Source organism: Tardiphaga sp. 619_E2_N8_4, assembly GCF_051810905.1.
GTDB lineage: Bacteria > Pseudomonadota > Alphaproteobacteria > Rhizobiales > Xanthobacteraceae > Tardiphaga > Tardiphaga robiniae.
On record NZ_JBPWQJ010000001.1, the window covers coordinates 6,029,011 to 6,049,169 of the forward strand.

The window sequence follows — 20,159 nt, forward strand, 5'->3', positions numbered from 1 at the left end:
TTATGATGGGGCGCCGTGCAGACATCCGGCACTCAATAGCAGCCGGGGAGACGATCGCAAAGGGTCGGATTAGCCCCGTTTGCCAATCGACCGGGCCGGATTGCCGGCCACGGTGGCGCCGTCCGGAACGTCCCGGGTTACGACACTGCCGGCCCCGATCACGGCGCCGTCACCGATGGTGACACCGGGCACGATAATGGCCCCGCCGCCGATCCAGACATCGGCACCGATTTTGACCGGCCGGCCGAATTCCAGCCCGCTGCGGCGGGTCTCGGCGTCCCGCGGATGGTCCGCAGCGTAGATCTGCACAGCCGGGCCGATTTGGGTGCGGTCGCCGATGGTGACCTCGACGATGTCCAGGATCACGCAGTTGAAATTCAGGAAAACATTGTCGCCGAGATGGATGTTGTAGCCGTAGTCGCAGAAGAACGGCGGCCGGATCACGCAGTCGGCGCCGACGTTGCCGAAATGCTCGGCGAGCAGCGTCCGTCGTTCGGCGACAGGCCGGTCCAGTTGCGCGTTGTATTTCGCGAGCCAGGCCTTGTTGGCCTTCTCGTCAGCGACCAGCTCGGGGCTGCCGGGACGATAGAGTTCGCCGGCCAGCATTTTCTGCTTTTCGGTCCTGGTCAGTCGATGTCTCCCAGTTTCGGAAACGCATCCGGCGCAGCCGCCAGCGCGGCCCGCGCTTTGGCGCTGTCGTCGTCCATCTGGCGGATCAGGGGTTCGATGCCCTCGAATTTCATTTCATCGCGGATGAAGGCAATGAAGGCGACGTCCAGTGCCTGGCCGTAAAGGTCGCCCTTGAAGTCGAACAGGAACACTTCGAGCAAAGGCGCGCCGTTATCGAAGGTCGGGCGGCGGCCAAAGGATGCAACGCCGTCGAAGCGCTCGTTTCCGCGGCCGACCCGCACGGCGTAGATGCCGTGCTTGAGGCCGCAATTGTTATTCAGGCGGATATTGGCGGTGGGATAGCCAAGGTCGCGGCCGAGCTTTTTGCCGTGGATCACTTCGCCGGTGATGAACCACGGCCCGTTCAGCATCTCCGTGGCCTCGGTCACCTGGCCCTCGGCCAAGGCCATGCGGATGGCCGTCGAAGACACCGGGCGCTCATCGATATCGACATGCGGCTGGATGTCGACCTCGATGCCGAGGCGCGGCGCTTCGTTGGCCAGCAGGCTGGGCGAACCGACGCGGCCTTTGCCGAAATGAAAGTCGTAGCCGACGGCGATGCCGCTGATGCCGAGACGCTCAATGAGATCGTGGTGAATGAAGTCTTGCGCCGTGGTGCTGGCGCGTCCCTTGTCGAAGGTCATGACGACGGCGCCGGCCAGGCCGGTTCCTGCCAGCAGGCGCAGCTTGGCGGCTTCGTCGGAGAGCCGGAACTGCGGTGTGTTCGGGCTGAAGAAACTGCGCGGATGCGGCTCGAAGGTCACCGCCAAAGCGCTTGTTTTATGCAGTTCCGCCATGCGTAACGCAGCACCGATGACGGCGCGGTGGCCGAGATGGACGCCGTCGAAATTACCCATTGCCACGACGCATCCGCGCGGGATGGCATTGGCGGGCGTTGTGTCGCGGATCACGCTGAAAGCAGTCGTCATGATTGGATTCGTTGGTGGTTTTGGCGGGTGAGGGACCGTGGCGCGCCCACCACGTCGAAGTCAAGCGAAGGTAAAATCGGCTTTCTTCTCGAATTTGACGAATTTCGCGCCATGGGGCGGTTAACTGGAAATTTAACCCACCCTGCTAATTCTTGCCCCAAGCCGCGGACAGCAATACTCGCCAATCCCGGTTGGAACGGTTTGCCTGACGGCAAATATCATCTTTTGCATTTGCGTATCGTGCCTCAGGGGGAATGAAGATGGCGGTTGATTTGTCGATGACGGTGCTGGTGGTGGACGATTACAACACCATGATCCGCATCATTCGCAATCTTCTGAAGCAGCTTGGTTTCGAACACATCGACGATGCCAGCGATGGTTCGATGGCGCTGGAAAAGATGCGCACCAAGAAGTATGGCCTCGTGATTTCCGACTGGAACATGGAGCCGATGACGGGCTACGACCTGCTCAAGGAAGTCCGCGCCGATCCCAACCTGTCGCAGACCCCTTTCATCATGATCACGGCAGAATCCAAGACCGAGAACGTGATTGCCGCCAAGAAGGCCGGCGTGAACAACTACATCGTCAAGCCGTTCAACGCGGCGACGCTGAAGACCAAGATCGAAGCCGTGTTCCCGGACACCGTGCCGGCGTAAGCCGCGCAGCTTCGCTCAGAGCTTTCGAATTTCGCAATGCCCGGCCTCGTGCCGGGCATTTTGCGTTTCGGCTCGCCCGGTCATTCCGGGACGTCGGAATGCGACGACGTCACACGCAGGCGAACTTCAGCCACTCCAATTCGAGTGGCGGGGAATCTCGATCCACACTCGTCATTCCGGGGCGCACGAAGCGGCGCAGCCGCGTAGTGCGAACCCGGAATCTCGAAGTGTTTGGCGCTGACCAGAGACTCTCATGCTGGGATTCCGGGTTCGCGTGCGCGAAGGCGCGCTCGCGACCCGGAATGACAGTTTGGGGCGGGAAGACAGCGCCTAAACATTTTTTCCTATTCTCCGTTGACAACATCCCCATCGGGTTTATATTCCCCTCCGTCCTGCCCCACCGAGAGGGGCGATCGCGATCGTCACGTTCGCGGGGTGGGATGCGGTGGACGCCGGAGATGCGGCGTTACGCGGTTTGGGGGTGACGTCTGTCTTCGGGCAGGACGGATCTGCGCCAGCACTGCCACTGGCAAGGAGACGGCCGACCTTGAGATGGACAACCCCCTGGACAGTGTGACGGACGACCAAATCGAAACGCGTTCGGCCAAGTGCTTTGCGGCTACCCTGTCCCTCCGCCCTGGGACATTAATTTTGGTGATGGGACCGTTCGCCATGGCAGATGTGCAGGCAACCGAAAAAACACCGTATGCGGAACGTCGGGCACTTGCCTGACGCCTCCGAAAGTCCTGATGCACACTAACCTGCGGAAGACCGCATTCGCATCAGGCCCAAGGGTGCAACGGGCACCCGGCGTTCCGCACGCCCTCTCACAAGAGGGTGGGAATGCAAACCACGACGGCGCCCCCGCGCCGTAAATAATGGGGGCGATGACGCATGTCTGAAGAGCAGGGCTGTTTGACAGTTGAAGACGCTGAGACGCGCAGGCGGTCGCGATATCCCTCCCTCAAGCGGCGAAGCCGCGCAGTGGGGAGGGTCGGCCGAGCGAGGCGATGCGCAGCATCGACGAAGTGGAGACCGGGGTGGGGGTGCCACGAGCGACGCCCTCACGTGGGGCACCCCACCCGTCACGTTTGTTCGCTTCGCTCTCAAATGCGCCACCCTCCCCGCTGCGCGCGGCTTCGCCGCGCTTGAGGGAGGGAGAAGTCGCCTCAGCTCACCACTTCAATTCGCGCATCAGCGCCTTCGGTGGATGGCCGAACAGTTCCTTCACTTCCGAGGCGCCCATCTGTTCGATGCCTTCGAAGTCGCCGGCATGGATGCCGCGGGTGACGAACAGCAGGTCGATGCCATAAGCATGCGCGCCGGTCAGATCGGTGCGCACGGAATCGCCGATGGCCAGCACGCGATCCAGCGCCGTGTCCTGGCCGCGCTTCGCCTTGGCCAGCGCCATGGCCTGATCGTAGATCGGCCGATGCGGCTTGCCGTAGAAGATCACCTCGCCGCCCATCTCGCGATAGAGTTCAGCGACCGCGCCGGCGCAATAGATCAAGCGGTCGCCGCGCTCGACGATGATGTCGGGATTGGCGCATACGAGCGTCAGCTTGCGCGCCAGCGCCTGGCTCATCATGTCGCGATAGTCGTCGGCGGATTCGGTCTCGTCGTCGAACAATCCGCTGCAGACGATGTAGTCGGCCTGTTCGAGCTGGGTGAGCTTCACATCGAGGCCGCGATGGATCGAACTGTCGCGGTCCGGCCCGATCAGATACATCGCCTGACCCGGCCGGCCGGCGACGAAATTGCGCGTCAGGTCGCCGGACGAGACAATGGCGTCATAGGTGTCGTCAGCGACGCCGAGCTTGCGGAGCTGCCGCTGCACGGAGTCGGCGGGGCGCGGCGCATTGGTGATCATGATCACCGTGCCGCCCTTGGCGCGAAACGTATGCAACGCCTCGCAGGCTTCGGGGAAGGACTCGAGGCCGTTATGGACGACGCCCCAGATGTCGCTGAGGACGATGTCGACATGTCCGGTGAGGTCGCGCAAGCGCTCGACGAAACGCAGTGTGGTCATGAATTGAGGGCCGATCAGTTCGGGCCGGTGGCGCGGCGCGCCAGCGCGGCATTGCCGGTGGAGCGCGGCGGCTCAGGCCGCGCAGGCGTGGTTGGGGCGGATCTCGCTAGGCCATCTGTGGGCGCCTTTGCGGGGTCCTTGGCGGAGGGATTTGGCGCACCGCCATTGGCCGGCGTTTCCGGCCTGAGCGGGCGGGGCGCCGCGAACAGGAAGCCTTGCCCGAACCGGACGTCGAAGTCGAGCAGGTCGACCACGGCCCGCTCGCCCTCGATTCGCTCGGCGATCAGGTCGATTCCGAACCGGCCGAGCAGGTCGGAGAGATCGGCGGGGTGAATGTCGGAATTCGACGTCTGCTTGGGGTCGAGCAGGAGTGCTGCCGGTACCTTGATAAAGCGCACGCCGCGATCGGCGAGGTCGCGGGGCTCGATCCGCAAATCCGTGACGTGATCGATGGAGAAGCGGTAGCCGCGCTGGGCGAGGGCGGCGAGATGCTCGCTCTCGATCGGGCCGAGATTGCGAAACACGTTCTGCTTGAATTCCAGCACGAAGGATGGCGCCAGCGCGCGGTTGGCCTCGAGGAAGTCGATGCATTGCGCGAAGGTCTCGGCATTCGACAGGGTCGCGCCAGCCATGTTGCAGAACACGCCGACATCCTTGTTGCGCACCATCAGGCGGCGCAGCACCTGCATGCAGCGCAGCAGCACGATGTGATCGATCTGACCCATCAGGCCCGCGGCTTCTGCGGGGCCGATGAACTCGTCGGCGGTGATCACCTGATCCTTGTCGTCGCGCAGCCGCGTCATCGCCTCGTAGAAGCGCACCTTGCGCTGCGGCAGCGTAACCATCGGCTGCAGATAGATGTCGATACGGTTGTCGGCGATGGCATCCTTCACCATGGCGGTGAACTGCGCATTATCGCGCGCCGGCTTTGCCTCCGGCCTGACGATGATGGCAGGCGCCGTCGGCGTCACGGTGTCTTCGGCGACCTCGACAGCGAGCGGCACATCGGCAGCGGTCGCGGGTTTGACCGGTGGCGATGGCGGCGCGATGGCGGCAGACGCGGTCGCCGTCGCTGGCATCGCCGTCAGCATGTCCTCGTGGGTGGCGACCGATGTAGCGAGTTGCTTCACCAGCGCGCCCAATTCGCCGATCTCGCCGGCGACGGTCTGGATACGGTCCTGATTGGCTGTGCCGGCGGATGCGATCTTGCTCTCGACCACCGCGAGGCGGCGGCCGAATTCGGCGACCTGCCGGGCGAGGTCGGCAGTGCCGCGCGACAGATCGGTGATCTGACCGGTGGATTCGTTGCGGTCTTTGATGCGCATCGACACCGCATTGTAGAGGATCATCACGGTAAGCGCCGTCAGTGCGACGATGGCCGATTCGTAGCCGCTGATGCCGGCGATTGCATACAGCACCAGGCCAAGCGAAGCTGAGACCAGCACCATGCAAATGCCGACAAAAATCGTGGAGATGCGGATCATAACGCGCGCAACATCCTCAAATCCAAACTCCTGCACGGCACGACAAAGGTCCGGCCGCGAGCGCTCCCGGCGCTAAGTACCCGGCCAACCTTAGCATTATTGTTGATTCGGAAAGCAGGGCTGGGAGAACTTGCCCACCGGTGCTTTTGCACCTCAGGTGCTGGCGCGGCCGAGCGTATCGGCCATGGCGGCGCCACGTGCGCCCATCGGTCGTCCCGGTCCGACGGTGGTATCCACGGCGGTCTGGTGCTCGATCTCGGAATTCAGCTCGGCCCCGCACAGAACGATGATCGCGGACATCCACATCCACATCATCAGGCCGATGGCGGCGCCGAGCGAGCCGTATGTGGCGCTGTAATTGCCGAAATTGGACAGATACCAGGACAGCAGCGCCGAGCCGGCAAGCCAGAGCAGGGCAGCGGCGAGGGTACCGATGCTGAGCCATTCCCAGCGCGCGCCGGGGCGGCTCGGGCCGAAGCGGTAGAGAATGCCAAGCGCCAGCACGACCACCAGCAGCAGCAGCGGCCAGCGGGAGAGGCTGATGATCGTCTTGCTGTCGGTCGCGAGACCGATCCGGTCCAGCGTCAGCGGCAGCGCAACGACGGCGCTGACCATGAGAAGGAGCGCGGCGATGGCACCGGCGGTGAAAGTGAGTGAGAGCATATTGAGCCTGATGAAGCTGCGCTTCTCGCGCTCGCCATAGACGACATTGAGCGCGTCGATCACGGCCTTCACGCCGGCATTGGCGCTCCACAGCGCCAGCGCAAGGCCGAACAGGAAGGTGAGGCCGAGTTTGGCCTGGCCATTGGCGAGCACGCGCGCGATCTGGTCCTGCACGATCTGGAACGAGCCATCCGGCAGCATCAGCGCCAGCGTCTGCAGGTTGTCCGAAATCGTGGAAGCATCGGCAAACAGCCCGTAGCAGGAGACCAGTGCGGTGATGGCCGGAAACACGGCGAGCAGGCCGAAAAACACGACCCCGGCCGCAATCGCCAGCAACCGGTCCTCATTGATTTGCTCATAGGTCCGCCACAGCACGTCCTTCCAGCCGGTCCATGGAATCTGCAGCGGACTGGACGAATGGCGCCCGCGGCCGGACTGGGCGAGTTCGCGGGTGAATGTCTGTGGTGGCGGGACGTCGGTGTCGCCGATCGGTTGCGGCTCATCGACAACGGACCTCTCTACCGTGCGCGTCGAGAAAAAGCTCTGCAACGCGAGCACCGCGAAGGTCGTCGCTGCGACCAGCAGCAGACTGTCCGTGTCGGATCGGCGGACGACCATCAGGCGTTCGCTTTGCTCGCGGGTCTGCGGGCAGGGGCTGGCTGCGCAAGGCTGCGGCGCCTCGCAAAGGCCCAGCCGGCAAGCGTCGCGGCCAGAACGAGGCCGGCTTTGACGGGGCCATTATTTGGCAGGGGCTGTGCGGAGCGTGTGCTCGGCCTGAATTCGTTCGGCGCGGGTGCGCGATGCGGTGCGGCCGATGTGACCTGCTCATGCTTGCCGGGGCTCGCATTGATCGCGACGCGCAGTCGGCTGCCCAGACTCGGAAACTGTTTCGTGGGGCGCTTCAAGCGACTCGCCGCGAGTATGGCGAAGAGCGCAGCGAGCACCAGCAGCAATCCGCCGGTTGCGCCAAAGGCCTGAAACAGCCCGTAGCGCAGTTCGACCCAGCGAAACAGCGCGGTGGCGCCCACCAGTAAGGTGGCGATCAGAAAGACGCCTGCGGCAGCATAAAGTCCGGCAGCGACCGCATAAGACACCGCGATGCCCTGGGTCTGCTCGCTGCGGTCACGGATATAGGACGATGTGGCGCGCTTGACCTGATTGAGCTTGAGCGCCAGCCCTGTTTGTAGCAGGGCGCTTGCGAGCGGTGGCATATGGAAAGCCTCGTTCTCCGCCGGCCAAAATATGAATGTTGCGGCGACCGGCATTTGAAATTGAACGGGGAGGCATGACGAAGGTTCCGCCGTGGCGAACCTTGTGGCGTCGCGCATGGCCAACCTCAGGTGATCGCGGGGCCGAACGCTTGCCGGTTCCTGCCTGCGCTGGTACCACGCCGCTATGAGCGAAAAGTCTGAAAAGCCCAAAAAAACCCAGAAACTGCGTGCGCGTCTGCCGCGCGGCCTTGGCGACCGCGGACCGGCTGATATCGCCGCCACCCGGCGCATGACCGACACCATCCGCGAGGTCTATGAGCGCTACGGCTTCGAGCCGGTCGAGACCCCGACCATGGAATTCACCGATGCGCTCGGCAAATTCCTGCCGGACCAGGATCGGCCCAATGAAGGCGTGTTCTCGTTTCAGGACGACGACGAGCAGTGGATCTCGCTGCGCTACGACCTGACCGCGCCATTGGCGCGCTACGTCGCCGAGCATTGGGACGCGCTGCCGAAGCCGTATCGCAGCTACCGTGCAGGTTACGTCTATCGCAACGAGAAGCCGGGCCCCGGCCGCTTCCGCCAGTTCATGCAATTCGACGCCGACACCGTTGGCTCAGGCTCGCCGGCAGCCGATGCCGAGATGTGCATGATGGCGGCGGATGCGATGGAAGCGCTTGGCATTCCGCGCGGAAGCTATGTGGTGCGTGTCAACAATCGCAAGGTGCTTGATGGTGTGATGGAGAGTATCGGCCTCGGCGGTGACGAGAACGCCGGACGCCGCCTCACGGTGCTGCGCGCCATCGACAAGATGGACAAGTTTCCGGTCGACGAAATCAGGAAGCTGCTCGGCCCCGGTCGCTGGGACGGCGGCGAGGAAGGCAAAGGCGATTTCGCCAAGGGCGCAGGGCTCAGCGAAGAGCAAATGCAGCCAGTCATCGACTATGCGATGTCGCAGCAGTTTCTGCCGCTTGAGTATGTCGGAAAAGAACAGCCGACGGACCGTGGAAAGCCGATGCCATTTGTTCATACCGATGGTACGAGCGCAGGCAGTTATCGTCTGAACAATCAAAAGACTCTGGAGAATCTGAAAGAGAAATTTGGCGGTAGCGCTATCGCTGGCCAGGGGCTCGACGAGCTTTCGGCGATTGCCGATTTGACGCGTGCGGCAGGCTATACCGAAGATCAGATTCGCATCGATCCCTCGGTTGTCCGCGGCCTCGAATACTACACCGGTCCCGTCTACGAAGTTGAGCTCACACTTGAAACCAAAGACGAAAAGGGGCGTCCCGTGCGCTTCGGTTCGGTCGGCGGCGGTGGTCGCTATGACGGTCTCGTGTCGCGTTTCCGCGGCGAGCTTGTTCCGGCCACCGGCTTCTCGATCGGCGTTTCGCGTCTGCAGGCGGCGCTGACGTTGCTCGGCAAGATCGATACCACACCGGATTTCGGCCCGGTGGTTGTGACCGTCTTCGATCGCGACCGTGTCGCCGATTATCAGAAGATGGTCGCGAGCCTGCGCAATGCCGGCATCCGCGCCGAACTCTATCTCGGCAATCCCAAGAACATGGGCAACCAGCTGAAATATGCCGACCGGCGCAATTCACCCTGTGTGATCATTCAAGGCTCCGACGAAAAGGCGACCGGCGAAGTGATGCTGAAGGATCTAATCCTCGGTGCCGGACTGTCGGATCTGGAAGGCGATCGCGAGGCCTATCTGCAGAAGCAGGCAGATGCGCAGACCAAGATCGCGGAAAACGATCTCGTCAGCGCGGTCCGTAAGATTCTCGACAAGCACGGCGTGAAGTGGAATTAATCCACGCGCCAACAATTGGTAGAGCAATGGGAGACTTCAATGCCTGAGATCACGATCAACCTGGCGGCCGGCCGCACCGACGAGCAGAAGAAGGGCATGATGCTCGACATTACCCAGGCGCTGGTGAAGAACCTCGGCGTCACTGCCGACGCCGTCGTCATCCAGATCAACGAAGCGCCGCTCAACAATAAGATGAAGGGTGGCCAGACCTTCGTCGAGCGCGCAGCCGCCGCGGCGAAGAAGTAAGCCTCTATCCAAACACTGCAATATTCTGACGGCTGGCCATGATGGGCCGGCCGTTTCGATTCCACAGCGTCATCGCCTGGCTGGAATAACCGCCGGCGATCTGCTCGGCGACATTGCGGATCAGCCACCAGCCGTCATCGGTGGTGATCTCGTCGGTGAGCATGTCGATCGACCAGGTCATCGTGCTGATCGGCGACGGCGTTGTGGATCGAACGGAAGCTGCCGGCGGCGGCGCGTCGGCCAAGGCCAGCAACGCCACCAGCGACGGCTGGATGCCGGGCTCGCGGTGGCGCAGCCATAGCATCATCTGCGGATCCTCGCTGCCGCTGAACGGCATCGAGCCCCCCATATGCCGGCCTTCGATATGCTCCAGGAAACGCAGCGTCGGAGGCGCAAGGCGAAAGAAGTCCGGGCAATGCTCCGGTGCTTTCAGTTCCGGCGTCCCGGTCTCCACATGGGCAAAAGCCGATTCACGCGCGGCGCCGAAGCAGAACATGGCGCGGGTCGCGAGGCCTGCTTCGCCGACAAGATCGACGCTGGCGAACAGTGTCGATTTGCCCTTGCGCAGAACGCTGGTGCGCAACTGCAATGGACCGGGGGCCGGGCCGACGAAGGCGATCTGCGCCGAGCGAAGCGGCGGCACGGCACCGAATTCATTGAGCGCAGCCTGCATGCACAGTGCCGCGGCCAGACCGCCATAGACGGTACGGCCCTGTAGCCAGTCGTCGCTGACGCTGACGGCCCAGCCGTCGCCGGAGCGCGTCATGGACGACATCAATGCGGTGAATTCGGTCATTGCGTGTTCCTGATGTTTCCTGTCGCCGGCGTCGTAACGCGCCATTGGGATGATTACCATCATCTATAGCGGAGAACGCAGCGGTGGAAAACATCGGCGCAGCGGGCGCGCGGCTCTATTGCGGCCGGTGCATGCCCTTCATCTTCTCCATGTCTTTGACATTCATCTTCATGCCGCCGGGCATCATGATGTCACCGGGCTTCTGGTCCGGCTTGCAGGCGCCGAGCCATTTGGCTTCCAGCTGCGTGGTGTTGTCACCAGTATTAGCCTTGGCGCCGCCAGTGCTCTGCGACGTGATCTTCATCGTATAGGCGGAGTTGAAGTCGCCGGTGATCTCGGCATGCGACGTGCTGGTGGTGCCGCCGATATTGCAGACCGAATCCGTGACATAGCCCGTCGCGGTCTTCTTCATCTCGTTCTTCGAACACATATCCTTCGCCATCGGCGAGAAGGTCGTGTTCATGAACTTGTCGGTGGTCTCGTCCGTGCAGTGCTGCATCGTCATGCCGGGCATCCCGGCGCTGCCCTGCATCTTCATTTCCCAGAGCCCGGCCTTGCGTGCCGGCAACTCGATGGGATCGGCGATGGCGGGGATTGCCCACAACATCGCAGTCGCGCTCAAAACGGAAACATTCAACAGTGAAACATAGCGTCGCATCATGCCTGGTTCTCCCCAAGCCGATGAGACGCTGTGTCGCGTAAAAAGGTTCAGTAGCGAACGCGGAGCGGCCGATCCGAGGCCCCATAGGGCACCCAGCGGCAGGCGAACGAGACGTAGGCGCCATATTCCTGCGGTGCGCTTAGGAATTTCACGACCTTGCCGTAACGCGCGCAATGATCGATCGCCAGGGCGCGAATGTCGGTCTGGCTGATCAGGGATGTGGAGATGATGCCGCCGGTGTCATTGCCCTTGAATGGCGGCACCCAGTCGGCCTTGGCCGCGCTGCTCATGATCGCACCGCTCAGACCTGCAGCCAAAATCGCCAACCGAATCATTCGCATCACCGTCTCCATCGTTATGGGCACCTTAGAGGGCATCGGCGACGCTGAAAAGAACGCCGTCCGGGTTCTGACAGAGTTGTGCGCTGGGTGTGGCCGCGATGCACTTGACCCTGCACGGGCTTCGCGGCACGTTCCGGGAACAATCATCAGACGGCGGATTCCCCATGCGCGACCTCATTTCATCCTGGAAGAAAGCCGTCCTGGCTGCCGTTACCGGCGCCGTTCTCGGGCTTATGACCTTGGCTCCGGGCGCACAGGCTGCGAACCTGCTCGAGCTGAACTTCTGGCTGTCCGGGCCGAACTACGAGGGCCGTCTGGCGGATTGCGAGGCGGGCCTTTCGACGATTTCGTCCCAGTTCCAGGACAAGGAAAGCACCTTCTGGAATTCGGCGCTGCAGATCACCGGCTTTAGCCGTGTCCATGAGACGGCCTTCCGCCCCTGGACTTCCGACAACATTCCGCGCCGCTACTGCACCGCCGACGCGATGCTGACCGATGGCAAGACGCGCCAGGTGCACTACTCGATCATCGAGGATGGCGGCTTTGCCGGTTACGGCCAGGGCGTGGAATGGTGCGTCGTCGGTCTCGACCGCGACTGGGCCTACAACCCGCGCTGCCGGGCGGCGAAGCACTAAGCTTCGTTTGAGGATCCAACCCATTTTGTTCTTGAATTGTTCTTGATGCCTGATTAGGTTTGCCCTTCTCAGGGGTGGGGCGCGTCATGTTTCAGGCATTTCGATTTGTCGTTTCGCTTGGGTTTCTGGCGCTCGCGGCGCTGAGCGTCGATCCGGCCTCCGCCCAGGACCGCCGGCAGAATGCGCCCGGCGAATTCGATTTCTACGTATTGTCGCTGTCTTGGTCGCCGAGCTTCTGCGAGGCGGCCCAGGAGCGCGGCGGCAACAACCGCTCAGCCCAGATGCAATGCGGTGGCCGGCCTTACTCTTTCGTGGTTCATGGCCTCTGGCCGCAATATGACCGCGGCTTCCCGAATTACTGCGAGCGTCCGGCCCCGCGGCTGGCACGCAATATCATGCAGTCGATGCTCGACCTGATGCCGGCGCCCGGCCTGATCTTCAATGAATGGGACAAGCACGGCACCTGCTCCGGCCTCGGCCAGCGCGCCTATTTCGAAGCCATCCGCAAGGCGCGCGCCGGCGTCAAAATTCCCGACGAATTTCTCGATCTGCAGCAGGCCAAGACGATTGCGCCGGACGCAATCGAGGAAGCCTTCATCAAGGTCAATCCGGGTCTCAGTAATTCGGCCATCGCCGTGACCTGCGATCGTAACCGCCTGACCGAGGTCCGGGTCTGCATGAGCAAGGATCTCCAGTTCCGCGCTTGCGAGGAGATCGATCGCCGCGCCTGCCGCCGCGATCAGGTGGTGATGCCGCCGATGCGAGGCGGCTAGCTCAACCGGCATTCCTAGCGTACTGCTGGCGCATGAATTATCGACACGCCTTTCACGCCGGCAACTTTGCCGATGTCATCAAGCATATCGTGCTGGTCCGCATCCTGACGCATCTGCAGGAGAAGCCGGCGCCGTTCCGCGTCATCGACAGTCATGCCGGCGCCGGGCTCTATGACCTGACCGGCGATGAAGCCACGCGCTCCGGCGAATGGACCACCGGCATCGCGCGCGCCCTGCAGGCGCGGTTCAGCGAAGCCAGTGCGCCGCTGGTCGCGCCCTATCTCGACATCGTCCGGTCATTCAATGCGCCGCGCGAACTCAAAGCCTATCCCGGCTCGCCGCTGATCGCGCGCGCCTTGATGCGGCCGCAGGACAGCATGGTGTGCTGCGAAGTCGAGCCCACGGCGCGCAAGAAGCTGATCTCTGCGCTGCGCAGGGATGAGCAGGCCCGCGTGGTCGATATCGACGGCTGGGTCGCTCTGCCGGCCTATGTGCCGCCGAAGGAACGACGCGGCGTGGTGCTGATCGATCCGCCCTATGAAGACAAGAACGAGTTCGCGCGGATGGCTGCAGTGTTCGAGCAGGTCTATGCCAAATGGGCGACCGGCATTTACATGCTGTGGTATCCCGCCAAGAGCCGCCGCGCCACCGACGAACTAGCGCAGCACGTCGCCGCGACGGCCGCTGCATCCGCTACACCTGGTAAATGCCTGCGCCTCGAATTCAGCGTTGCACCGCAAACGGCGGATGGTCCGCTGACCTCGACGGGACTTTTGATCGTCAATCCGCCGTGGAAGCTTGCTGCCGAGCTCAAGGAAATCCTGCCGCAGCTCGAGAAGCCGCTTGGCCTTGGCGGCGCTGGACGCTTCCGGCTTGAGACGGCCAAACCCTGACGTCGCACCGCCTGCGCTGAACTACGCAAACTCCAACTATCAAACGGCGCCGCCAAAAACGGTAGTCAATCCCGGCGGAACCGTATTAAGCTGCTGGCATTATGACTGGCTTTACGTTCCGCTTCCGCGAATGGTTGCGGCGGAGTGACGTGGCCCAAATCGATATTGAAACAAGGCCTAGCTTCCGTGGAGTGAATGTCCGGTCGGTCGCAGCGCGAAAGCGCCGCGGCGGAGCATTGCGGGGAGGGACCCGATGGGCATGAGCGGTACGGTCAAGTTTTTCAATGGCGAGCGTGGCTACGGCTTCATCAAGCCGGACGATGGCGGACGGGACGTGTTTGTGCACATTACCGCAGTCGAGCGCGCTGGCCTGAAGGACCTGATCGAAGGACAGCGGATCACCTTCGAGGTCGAGCCCGACAAGAAGGGCAAGGGCCCCAAAGCGGTCAATCTGGTCATCACAGGATAGCGGCGGATCCAGCTTGGGAGTGGGCCATAAAAAAATCCCGGCCGCAGCGCGGCCGGGAGTGGATGGCGATGGTTTCTTGTACTTGGAGATGAAGTACTTGAAGACGAAGTCCGGACGCGAGGCGTCTGGAGCCGGACTTAGAAGTGATAGTTCACGCCGATGCGCACGGTGCCGAAGCTGAGCGCGCTGTCGGTGCCGGTGAGCGTGTAGGTGTTCTTGGACAGATCGACATAGAGATATTCGATCTTGGCGGTCCAGTTCTGGTAGATGCCGACTTCGGCGCCGACACCCGCGGTCCAGCCGACCGAAGTCTGCGACTGCTGCAGGCCGTTGAGCTCGGCTTCGAGGCTGCCGAAGGAGAGGCCGGCGGTGCCGTAGAGCAATACGTTATTGAAGGCGTAGCCGATGCGGCCGCGCGCGGTGCCGAACCAGGGGTTCGAGAACTTGTAGGTGGCGAAGCGGTCATCTGCGCCAGTGCCCTGCAGATCGCCTTCGAGACCGAACACGATGTTGCCGCTCTGCCAGTTGTAGCCGCCCGTCACGCCGCCGGCGATGCCCGAGGGCTTCGCACCGGTGTTGGAGACGCTGCCCCATTCGTAACCGAGAGTGGCGCCGAGATACGGGCCGGCCCAGCTATAGGCGTTGAGCGGCTGCGCGACGGTATAGGGCGCGCGCGACCGGTAAGGCATGTCCGCCGCATGTGCTGTTGTCGCACCTGCAGCCACGAGGGCGACTGCTGCGAACGCAAACTTACTCATCTCAACTCTCCAAAATACGCGTTACTGCCGGCCCATGGGAGCGCGCTCGGGATCTGCCGAACGAAGCCTTAGGGTTACGGAATTCCATCTTTTATCGAGACGATTTATCGAGAGTTTTAGATTAAGCGGTCCTTAACGGGCCGCTGCGGCGCCGTATTGGCGTTAAAAGAGTCTTACTTTTGGCAATCCGCGAATTTCCTGGGGCGGGCGGCCAAAATCCTGTGGCCTGCCGCGAGCAGCCGGAAAACCGGCCGTTGCGAGGGCATTTCCGGTCGCACGAATGCTGGCGATGACCCGCTACAGCGCTTAAATTGACCTCATGATTCAAGACCCCACCGAGCCGCTGCACGAGACATCATCCGAGCCCGCAGCAGAGCCAGGTTCCGACAGCCCTAGTTCCGGGCAGGCCACCCAGTCCACCTTGCAGGCGCCACCCGACCTCGAACCGGAACCCGCGGCGGCCGACGACGAGGAAGACGGCGCGCTCCCGGATACTGGCGATGACGATTCCGGCGACGTGGTCGCTGAGGGCCCGCTGGCGCTCGGCCGCGCGGCCATCGAACATGCGGTACGCCACGCCCCGACTTCGCCCGGCGTCTACCGGATGCTGAATGCGGCCAACGACGTGCTGTATGTCGGCAAGGCCAAGAACGTGAAGAAGCGGTTGTCGTCCTATGCAAGGCCGACCGGGCAGGTGATGCGCATCGCACGCATGATCGCGGCGACCGTGGTGGTGGAAATCATCTCGACCGCGACCGAGACCGAGGCGCTGTTGCTCGAGGCCAATCTCATCAAGCAGCTGCGTCCGCGATTCAATGTGCAGCTCCGCGACGACAAGTCCTTTCCGTATATTCTGATCTCGGGCGATCACTGGGCGCCGCAGATATTGAAGCATCGCGGCGCGCAGTCGCGGCCCGGCCGCTATTTCGGTCCATTCGCGTCGGTGGGCGCGGTCAACCGCACCATCACGGCACTGCAGCGCGCGTTTCTGATGCGGTCGTGCACGGATTCGTTTTTCGAGAGCCGCACGCGTCCGTGTCTGCTGTATCAAATCCGCCGCTGCTCGGGTCCTTGCACAGGTGAGATCGATTTCCCCGGCTATACCGAACTGGTGCGTGAAGCGAAGGACTTCCTGTCCGGTCGCAGCCGCGCCGTGAAGCAGCTATTGGCTGGTGAAATGGAGAAGGCGTCGGATGAGCTCGCTTTCGAGCGCGCCGCGCTGTATCGCGACCGTCTTGCGGCATTGTCTGCAATCCAGTCGCAGCAGGGCATCAATCCGCGCACCGTGGAGGAGGCCGACGTCTTCGCCATCCATCAGGAGGGCGGCTATTCCTGTGTCGAGGTGTTCTTCTTCCGCACCGGCCAGAACTGGGGCAACCGCGCTTATTTCCCCAAGGCCGAAAAATCATACACGCCGGAGGAAGTGCTCGGCTCGTTCCTGGCGCAGTTCTACGAGGACAAGCCGCCGCCGAAGATGGTGCTGTTGTCGCATGCCATCGAGGAGAGCGAGCTGCTGGCCAGCGCGCTCGGCGTCAAGGCAGGTTTCAAGGTCGAGGTGCTGACACCGCAGCGCGGCGAAAAGAAGGAGCTGGTCGTCCACGCGCTGACCAATGCCCGCGAGGCGCTCGGCCGCAAGCTCGCCGACACGGCGACGCAGACGCGTTTGCTGGAAGGCATGTCGAAGATGGCGGGCATGGCCACCGTGCCGAAGCGCATCGAAGTCTATGACAATAGCCATATCCAGGGCACCAATGCGGTCGGTGCCATGATCGTGGCGGGGCCGGATGGCTTCATCAAGAACCAGTACCGTAAGTTCAACATCAAGTCCGAGGGGCTCACGCCCGGCGACGACTACGGGATGATGAAGGAGGTGCTGCAGCGCCGCTTCAAACGGCTGCTGGCACCGCCGGTTGAGGGCGAGGTGGCCAAGCCGAAAGACGATGACGTGCCGCTATGGCCCGATCTCGTCATCATCGATGGCGGCCGCGGTCAGCTCAATGCAGTCAAGGAGATATTCGACGAGCTGAAACTGACCGATGTGACCCTGATGGCTGTGGCCAAGGGGCCGGATCGCGACGCCGGCCGCGAGACCATGTTCATTCCCGGCCGCGAGGCTATCAAATTGGAGCCCCGGGACCCCGTTCTGTATTTTATCCAGCGGCTGCGCGACGAGGCGCATCGGTTCGTCATCGGATCGCACCGCACGCTGCGCAAGAAGGACATCCGCGAGGCCGGATTACAGGAAATCCCGGGAATCGGCCCAACCCGCAAGCGGGCACTCCTGCACCATTTCGGAACGCTGAAAGAGATCGAGCGGGCCTCCGTAGGCGACCTCGGCAAGGTTCCGGGCATCTCGGCCGAGAGCGCCCGCAAGATTTTCGACTTTTTTCACCCCCAGCCGGTGGCCAGATGACCGCAAAGATGGACGAGACGTAATCTGGCTGTCGCATGCCTTGGGGCAGTTTTGCGGTAAACTAAGCCGCGCCGCTTCGCTGGCGGTTGACCTCTGCGCTCTGGCAGTATTGGTAAGACGGATGACAGTGACCACGAGACGGGCCGCGAATTCCGCGATGTCCCTGCCAAATATCCTGACCATGGCCCGCATTGCCGCCATTCCGGTGGTGGTCGGCTGCATCTATTCGCAGTCGATCATGGATGGCCCGCTATGGCTGCGCTGGGTCGCGCTGGCCGTCTTTATCGGCGCCGCGGTCACGGATTTTCTCGATGGCTATTACGCCCGGATCTGGAATCAGCAATCGGCCTTCGGCCGGATGCTTGATCCGATCGCCGACAAGCTGCTGGTGGCCTCTTGCCTGCTGATGCTGGCGGCCGATGGCATCATCCATGGCTGGACCCTGTGGGCCGCCATTGTGATCCTGTGCCGCGAAATTCTGGTCTCGGGCCTGCGTGAATATCTCGCCGCACTCCGTGTCAGCGTCCCGGTCTCCAGAGTGGCGAAGTGGAAGACGACGGCCCAGTTGATCGCCATCGGCTTCCTGCTGGCCGGTGAGGCCGGCGATCAGGTGATCCCGATCACGACACAGCTCGGCCTGTTGCTGCTCTGGATTTCCGCGCTTGTCACCATTTACACGGGCTACGACTATTTCAGGGCTGGCATTCACCACCTCATTGCGGAGGATGCATGAAGGTCGTCTACTTCGCCTGGGTGCGCGAGCGCATCGGCAAGGCCGAAGAGACGGTCGAGCCGCCAGCAGCCGTGCGCACGGTCGGCGATCTGATCGGATGGCTGAGCACGCGCGGCGACGAATATGCCTATGCGTTCGAAACACCGAAAGTGATCCGCGCCGCCATCGACCATACCCATGTGCGGCCCGACACCGTGATTGCTGGCGCCCGCGAGATTGCATTCTTCCCGCCGATGACCGGCGGCTGATTCTAGCAACGACTGCGTTGACCTCATGACCTCCAACGTGACCATCCGCATCCAGGATGCCGATTTCGACGTCTCCAGCGAGATCGCCGCGCTGACGGCGAGCCGGACCGATATCGGCGCGGTGGTCACATTCAGCGGCATCTGCCGCGGCCAAGAAAACTTAAGTGGCAGCGGCGACGCGACCACGGCGCTGACGCTGGAGCACTATCCCGGCATGGCCGAAGCCGAGATTGCGCGCCACGCCGAGGAAGCGATGACACGCTGGCCGTTGACAGGCGTGACAATCGTTCATCGCGTCGGCCGCATCCTGCCCGGCGAGAATATCATGGTGGTGCTAACCGCGTCGGCACATCGCCAGGCCGCGTTTCAGGCCGCCGAGTTTCTGATGGATTACCTCAAGGCGCATGCTCCGTTCTGGAAGCGCGAGGAAACCGCCGGTGGCAGCAGCTGGATTGCTGCGAAGACCGACGATGACGACGCCGCGGCGCGCTGGGATAAAAACTGATGGCAAAGAAGACTGTGCAGACAACCGCGAAGAAGGTGGTCAGGAAATCTGCGAGCAAGGCTCCTGCAAAGGCAAAGACTTCCGTGAAGAAGATCGCAACGGCGACTCTGCCGAAGGTTGGTGCGGGCGAGCTTGCGACATTGCTCGATTATGTGCGCTACGCCACCAGCCGTTTCATCGAAGCCCGGCTCTCTTTTGCGCACGGCACCACCGATCCCGTGGCCGAAGCCGCCTTCATCGTCTGCGAAGTCCTGCATCTGCATCCCGACCAGTTCGAGAATTTCGCCATGGCGCGGGTAACTGCGGCCGAAGGCAAGCAGATCCTCGACATCATTTATCGCCGCGTGACGACGCGTAAGCCGGCGGCCTATCTGCTCAACAAGATCTATATGCGCGGCCTGCCGTTCTATGTGGACGAGCGCACCATCGTGCCGCGGTCTTTCATCGGCGAATTGCTGGATTCGCATTTCAGCGGTGATGACGGCGAAGGCGGATCGCTGATTGACGATCCCATGGACATCGAAAGCGTGCTGGATCTCTGCACCGGCTCCGGCTGCATCGCGATCCTGGCGAGCCAGTCGTTCCCCAACGCGCAGGTCGATGCCGTCGATCTGTCGCCCGCAGCGCTCGCCGTCGCCATGCGCAACGTCATCGATTACGGGCTCGATGAGCGGCTGACGCTCTACAAGGGCGATCTGTTCGAACCGCTCGGCGATACCCGCTACGATCTCATCATCACCAATCCGCCTTATGTCGACGCGCAGGGCATGGCAGATTTGCCGGATGAATGTCTGGCCGAACCGGCCATGGCTTTCGATGGCGGCGATGATGGGCTCGACATCGTCAGGAAGATCATTGAACAGGCTGGCGATCATCTGAATCCACATGGCGGTTTGTTGTGTGAAATCGGTCGCGGCCGCGCCAATGTCGATGAAGCCTTTCCCGATCTGCCGTTGATCTGGCTGGACACCGAAGACTCCGAAGGCGAGGTGTTCTGGGTGTCCGCTGCTGCGCTGCAAGGTCGCGGCGCCGGCTAGTTGAGCCGCAGCAAGCAGGGCAGCCTCAAAATTCTTGTTTTCAATCTATAGTTGTGCAATCCTTCAGCCATTGATTTTAGGCAGAAGGATTTGCAGATGCGCGTATTCTGGATTTTTCTTTTTGGTCTCACCGTCGCGGCTTCAGCTACCGACTCTGCGCGGGCACAAGCATCGATTTGTACGACCGATGTCATACC

Annotated in this window: 22 protein-coding genes; 12 read left to right on the plus strand and 10 right to left on the minus strand. The window is 62.3% G+C overall.

From position 1 onward, the window contains the following. Positions 1-69: 69 nt before the first annotated feature. Positions 70-630: a sugar O-acetyltransferase gene (locus AB8A23_RS28625; RefSeq protein WP_439060430.1), complete on the minus strand. Its 561-nt coding sequence runs from the start codon at positions 628-630 to the stop codon at positions 70-72. Next, positions 627-1,598 carry a bifunctional riboflavin kinase/FAD synthetase gene (locus AB8A23_RS28630; RefSeq protein WP_093759349.1) on the minus strand — a complete coding sequence of 324 codons (972 nt, stop codon included), beginning with the start codon at positions 1,596-1,598 and terminating at the stop codon, positions 627-629. The genes AB8A23_RS28625 and AB8A23_RS28630 overlap by 4 nt, the downstream gene beginning before the upstream one ends. Before the next feature lie 260 nt (positions 1,599-1,858). Between AB8A23_RS28630 and AB8A23_RS28635 the strand changes: the two genes are divergently transcribed. Next, positions 1,859-2,254: a response regulator gene (locus tag AB8A23_RS28635; RefSeq protein WP_089263591.1), complete on the plus strand. Its 396-nt coding sequence runs from the start codon at positions 1,859-1,861 to the stop codon at positions 2,252-2,254. A 1,174-nt stretch (positions 2,255-3,428) separates the two neighbouring features. On the opposite strand, the gene AB8A23_RS28640 is transcribed toward AB8A23_RS28635, so the two are convergent. The 4 genes from AB8A23_RS28640 to AB8A23_RS28655 form a co-directional block, all read right to left on the minus strand. Beyond that, positions 3,429-4,283, minus strand: coding sequence for a TIGR01459 family HAD-type hydrolase (locus tag AB8A23_RS28640; protein ID WP_439057332.1), 855 nt, complete (start codon positions 4,281-4,283; stop codon positions 3,429-3,431). A 14-nt stretch (positions 4,284-4,297) separates the two neighbouring features. Further along, a complete protein-coding gene (locus tag AB8A23_RS28645; protein ID WP_439057334.1) occupies positions 4,298-5,767 on the minus strand; it encodes an EAL domain-containing protein in 1,470 nt (489 codons plus the stop codon). Positions 5,768-5,920: 153 nt separating this feature from the next. Beyond that, the gene (locus AB8A23_RS28650; RefSeq protein ID WP_439057336.1) at positions 5,921-7,048 is read right to left on the minus strand and encodes a YihY/virulence factor BrkB family protein; all 1,128 of its coding nucleotides are present in this window, start codon (positions 7,046-7,048) and stop codon (positions 5,921-5,923) included. Then, a complete protein-coding gene (locus AB8A23_RS28655; protein WP_439057338.1) occupies positions 7,048-7,641 on the minus strand; it encodes a phage holin family protein in 594 nt (197 codons plus the stop codon). Before AB8A23_RS28655 ends, AB8A23_RS28650 begins: the two co-directional genes overlap by 1 nt. Positions 7,642-7,825: 184 nt before the next feature. Here AB8A23_RS28655 and hisS point away from each other — a divergent pair, with 184 nt between their 5' ends. Together hisS and AB8A23_RS28665 are read left to right on the plus strand one after the other, a co-directional pair. Beyond that, complete coding sequence (gene hisS / locus AB8A23_RS28660) at positions 7,826-9,454, plus strand: histidine--tRNA ligase (RefSeq protein ID WP_439057340.1); 1,629 nt, start codon at positions 7,826-7,828, stop codon at positions 9,452-9,454. 39 nt (positions 9,455-9,493) lie between these two features. Continuing rightward, on the plus strand, positions 9,494-9,700 hold the full coding sequence (locus AB8A23_RS28665; RefSeq protein ID WP_093759344.1) for a tautomerase family protein: 207 nt from the start codon (positions 9,494-9,496) through the stop codon (positions 9,698-9,700). Positions 9,701-9,704: 4 nt separating this feature from the next. On the opposite strand, the gene AB8A23_RS28670 is transcribed toward AB8A23_RS28665, so the two are convergent. From AB8A23_RS28670 to AB8A23_RS28680, 3 genes are all read right to left on the minus strand, one after another. Next, positions 9,705-10,496: a thioesterase family protein gene (locus tag AB8A23_RS28670; protein ID WP_439057342.1), complete on the minus strand. Its 792-nt coding sequence runs from the start codon at positions 10,494-10,496 to the stop codon at positions 9,705-9,707. A 115-nt stretch (positions 10,497-10,611) separates the two neighbouring features. After that, entirely contained in the window at positions 10,612-11,103 is a 492-nt protein-coding gene (locus tag AB8A23_RS28675) for a DUF3617 domain-containing protein (RefSeq protein ID WP_439060431.1), read from the minus strand. A 101-nt stretch (positions 11,104-11,204) separates the two neighbouring features. Beyond that, the gene (locus AB8A23_RS28680) at positions 11,205-11,498 is read right to left on the minus strand and encodes a hypothetical protein (RefSeq protein ID WP_068731365.1); all 294 of its coding nucleotides are present in this window, start codon (positions 11,496-11,498) and stop codon (positions 11,205-11,207) included. 164 nt (positions 11,499-11,662) lie between these two features. On the opposite strand from AB8A23_RS28680, the gene AB8A23_RS28685 reads away from it, so the two are divergent. The 4 genes from AB8A23_RS28685 (at position 11,663) to AB8A23_RS28700 (ending at position 14,268) form a co-directional block, all read left to right on the plus strand. Continuing rightward, a complete protein-coding gene (locus AB8A23_RS28685) occupies positions 11,663-12,133 on the plus strand; it encodes a hypothetical protein (RefSeq protein WP_089261833.1) in 471 nt (156 codons plus the stop codon). A gap of 86 nt (positions 12,134-12,219) precedes the next feature. Beyond that, complete coding sequence (locus AB8A23_RS28690) at positions 12,220-12,906, plus strand: ribonuclease T2 family protein (protein ID WP_093759342.1); 687 nt, start codon at positions 12,220-12,222, stop codon at positions 12,904-12,906. A 32-nt stretch (positions 12,907-12,938) separates the two neighbouring features. Then, positions 12,939-13,799 (plus strand): 23S rRNA (adenine(2030)-N(6))-methyltransferase RlmJ, encoded by an 861-nt coding sequence (locus tag AB8A23_RS28695; protein WP_439057345.1) that lies wholly within the window; start codon positions 12,939-12,941, stop codon positions 13,797-13,799. A gap of 253 nt (positions 13,800-14,052) precedes the next feature. Further along, a complete protein-coding gene (locus AB8A23_RS28700) occupies positions 14,053-14,268 on the plus strand; it encodes a cold-shock protein (protein ID WP_068731145.1) in 216 nt (71 codons plus the stop codon). Between the two features lie 137 nt (positions 14,269-14,405). Here the strand turns inward: AB8A23_RS28700 and AB8A23_RS28705 are convergent, their stop codons facing one another. Further along, positions 14,406-15,026, minus strand: coding sequence for an outer membrane protein (locus AB8A23_RS28705; RefSeq protein WP_068731146.1), 621 nt, complete (start codon positions 15,024-15,026; stop codon positions 14,406-14,408). Positions 15,027-15,345: 319 nt separating this feature from the next. Between AB8A23_RS28705 and uvrC the strand changes: the two genes are divergently transcribed. The 5 genes from uvrC (at position 15,346) to prmB (ending at position 19,962) form a co-directional block, all read left to right on the plus strand. After that, positions 15,346-17,439, plus strand: a complete 2,094-nt coding sequence (uvrC, locus tag AB8A23_RS28710) for an excinuclease ABC subunit UvrC (protein ID WP_439057348.1) — start codon at positions 15,346-15,348, stop codon at positions 17,437-17,439. Between the two features lie 121 nt (positions 17,440-17,560). After that, on the plus strand, positions 17,561-18,172 hold the full coding sequence (gene pgsA / locus AB8A23_RS28715) for a CDP-diacylglycerol--glycerol-3-phosphate 3-phosphatidyltransferase (protein WP_089261825.1): 612 nt from the start codon (positions 17,561-17,563) through the stop codon (positions 18,170-18,172). After that, complete coding sequence (gene moaD, locus AB8A23_RS28720) at positions 18,169-18,420, plus strand: molybdopterin converting factor subunit 1 (protein ID WP_068731149.1); 252 nt, start codon at positions 18,169-18,171, stop codon at positions 18,418-18,420. The genes pgsA and moaD overlap by 4 nt, the downstream gene beginning before the upstream one ends. Before the next feature lie 25 nt (positions 18,421-18,445). Continuing rightward, positions 18,446-18,925, plus strand: coding sequence for a molybdenum cofactor biosynthesis protein MoaE (locus AB8A23_RS28725; RefSeq protein WP_309947231.1), 480 nt, complete (start codon positions 18,446-18,448; stop codon positions 18,923-18,925). Continuing rightward, on the plus strand, positions 18,925-19,962 hold the full coding sequence (prmB, locus tag AB8A23_RS28730) for a 50S ribosomal protein L3 N(5)-glutamine methyltransferase (protein WP_439057351.1): 1,038 nt from the start codon (positions 18,925-18,927) through the stop codon (positions 19,960-19,962). The genes AB8A23_RS28725 and prmB overlap by 1 nt, the downstream gene beginning before the upstream one ends. The last annotated feature ends 197 nt before the right edge of the window (positions 19,963-20,159 follow it).

Bases quoted from the DNA above. Each gene is read 5' to 3' on its own strand.
- AB8A23_RS28630 (WP_093759349.1), bottom strand. From the start codon at position 1,598: ATGACGACTGCTTTCAGCGTGATCCGCGACACAACGCCCGCCAATGCC.
- AB8A23_RS28635 (WP_089263591.1), top strand. From the start codon at position 1,859: ATGGCGGTTGATTTGTCGATGACGGTGCTGGTGGTGGACGATTACAAC.
- AB8A23_RS28640 (WP_439057332.1), bottom strand. From the start codon at position 4,283: ATGACCACACTGCGTTTCGTCGAGCGCTTGCGCGACCTCACCGGACAT.
- AB8A23_RS28645 (WP_439057334.1), bottom strand. From the start codon at position 5,767: ATGATCCGCATCTCCACGATTTTTGTCGGCATTTGCATGGTGCTGGTC.
- AB8A23_RS28650 (WP_439057336.1), bottom strand. From the start codon at position 7,048: ATGGTCGTCCGCCGATCCGACACGGACAGTCTGCTGCTGGTCGCAGCG.
- AB8A23_RS28655 (WP_439057338.1), bottom strand. From the start codon at position 7,641: ATGCCACCGCTCGCAAGCGCCCTGCTACAAACAGGGCTGGCGCTCAAG.
- hisS (WP_439057340.1), top strand. From the start codon at position 7,826: ATGAGCGAAAAGTCTGAAAAGCCCAAAAAAACCCAGAAACTGCGTGCG.
- AB8A23_RS28665 (WP_093759344.1), top strand. From the start codon at position 9,494: ATGCCTGAGATCACGATCAACCTGGCGGCCGGCCGCACCGACGAGCAG.
- AB8A23_RS28670 (WP_439057342.1), bottom strand. From the start codon at position 10,496: ATGACCGAATTCACCGCATTGATGTCGTCCATGACGCGCTCCGGCGAC.
- AB8A23_RS28675 (WP_439060431.1), bottom strand. From the start codon at position 11,103: ATGTTGTGGGCAATCCCCGCCATCGCCGATCCCATCGAGTTGCCGGCA.
- AB8A23_RS28680 (WP_068731365.1), bottom strand. From the start codon at position 11,498: ATGCGAATGATTCGGTTGGCGATTTTGGCTGCAGGTCTGAGCGGTGCG.
- AB8A23_RS28685 (WP_089261833.1), top strand. From the start codon at position 11,663: ATGCGCGACCTCATTTCATCCTGGAAGAAAGCCGTCCTGGCTGCCGTT.
- AB8A23_RS28690 (WP_093759342.1), top strand. From the start codon at position 12,220: ATGTTTCAGGCATTTCGATTTGTCGTTTCGCTTGGGTTTCTGGCGCTC.
- AB8A23_RS28695 (WP_439057345.1), top strand. From the start codon at position 12,939: ATGAATTATCGACACGCCTTTCACGCCGGCAACTTTGCCGATGTCATC.
- AB8A23_RS28700 (WP_068731145.1), top strand. From the start codon at position 14,053: ATGGGCATGAGCGGTACGGTCAAGTTTTTCAATGGCGAGCGTGGCTAC.
- AB8A23_RS28705 (WP_068731146.1), bottom strand. From the start codon at position 15,026: ATGAGTAAGTTTGCGTTCGCAGCAGTCGCCCTCGTGGCTGCAGGTGCG.
- uvrC (WP_439057348.1), top strand. From the start codon at position 15,346: ATGATTCAAGACCCCACCGAGCCGCTGCACGAGACATCATCCGAGCCC.
- pgsA (WP_089261825.1), top strand. From the start codon at position 17,561: ATGACAGTGACCACGAGACGGGCCGCGAATTCCGCGATGTCCCTGCCA.
- moaD (WP_068731149.1), top strand. From the start codon at position 18,169: ATGAAGGTCGTCTACTTCGCCTGGGTGCGCGAGCGCATCGGCAAGGCC.
- AB8A23_RS28725 (WP_309947231.1), top strand. From the start codon at position 18,446: ATGACCTCCAACGTGACCATCCGCATCCAGGATGCCGATTTCGACGTC.
- prmB (WP_439057351.1), top strand. From the start codon at position 18,925: ATGGCAAAGAAGACTGTGCAGACAACCGCGAAGAAGGTGGTCAGGAAA.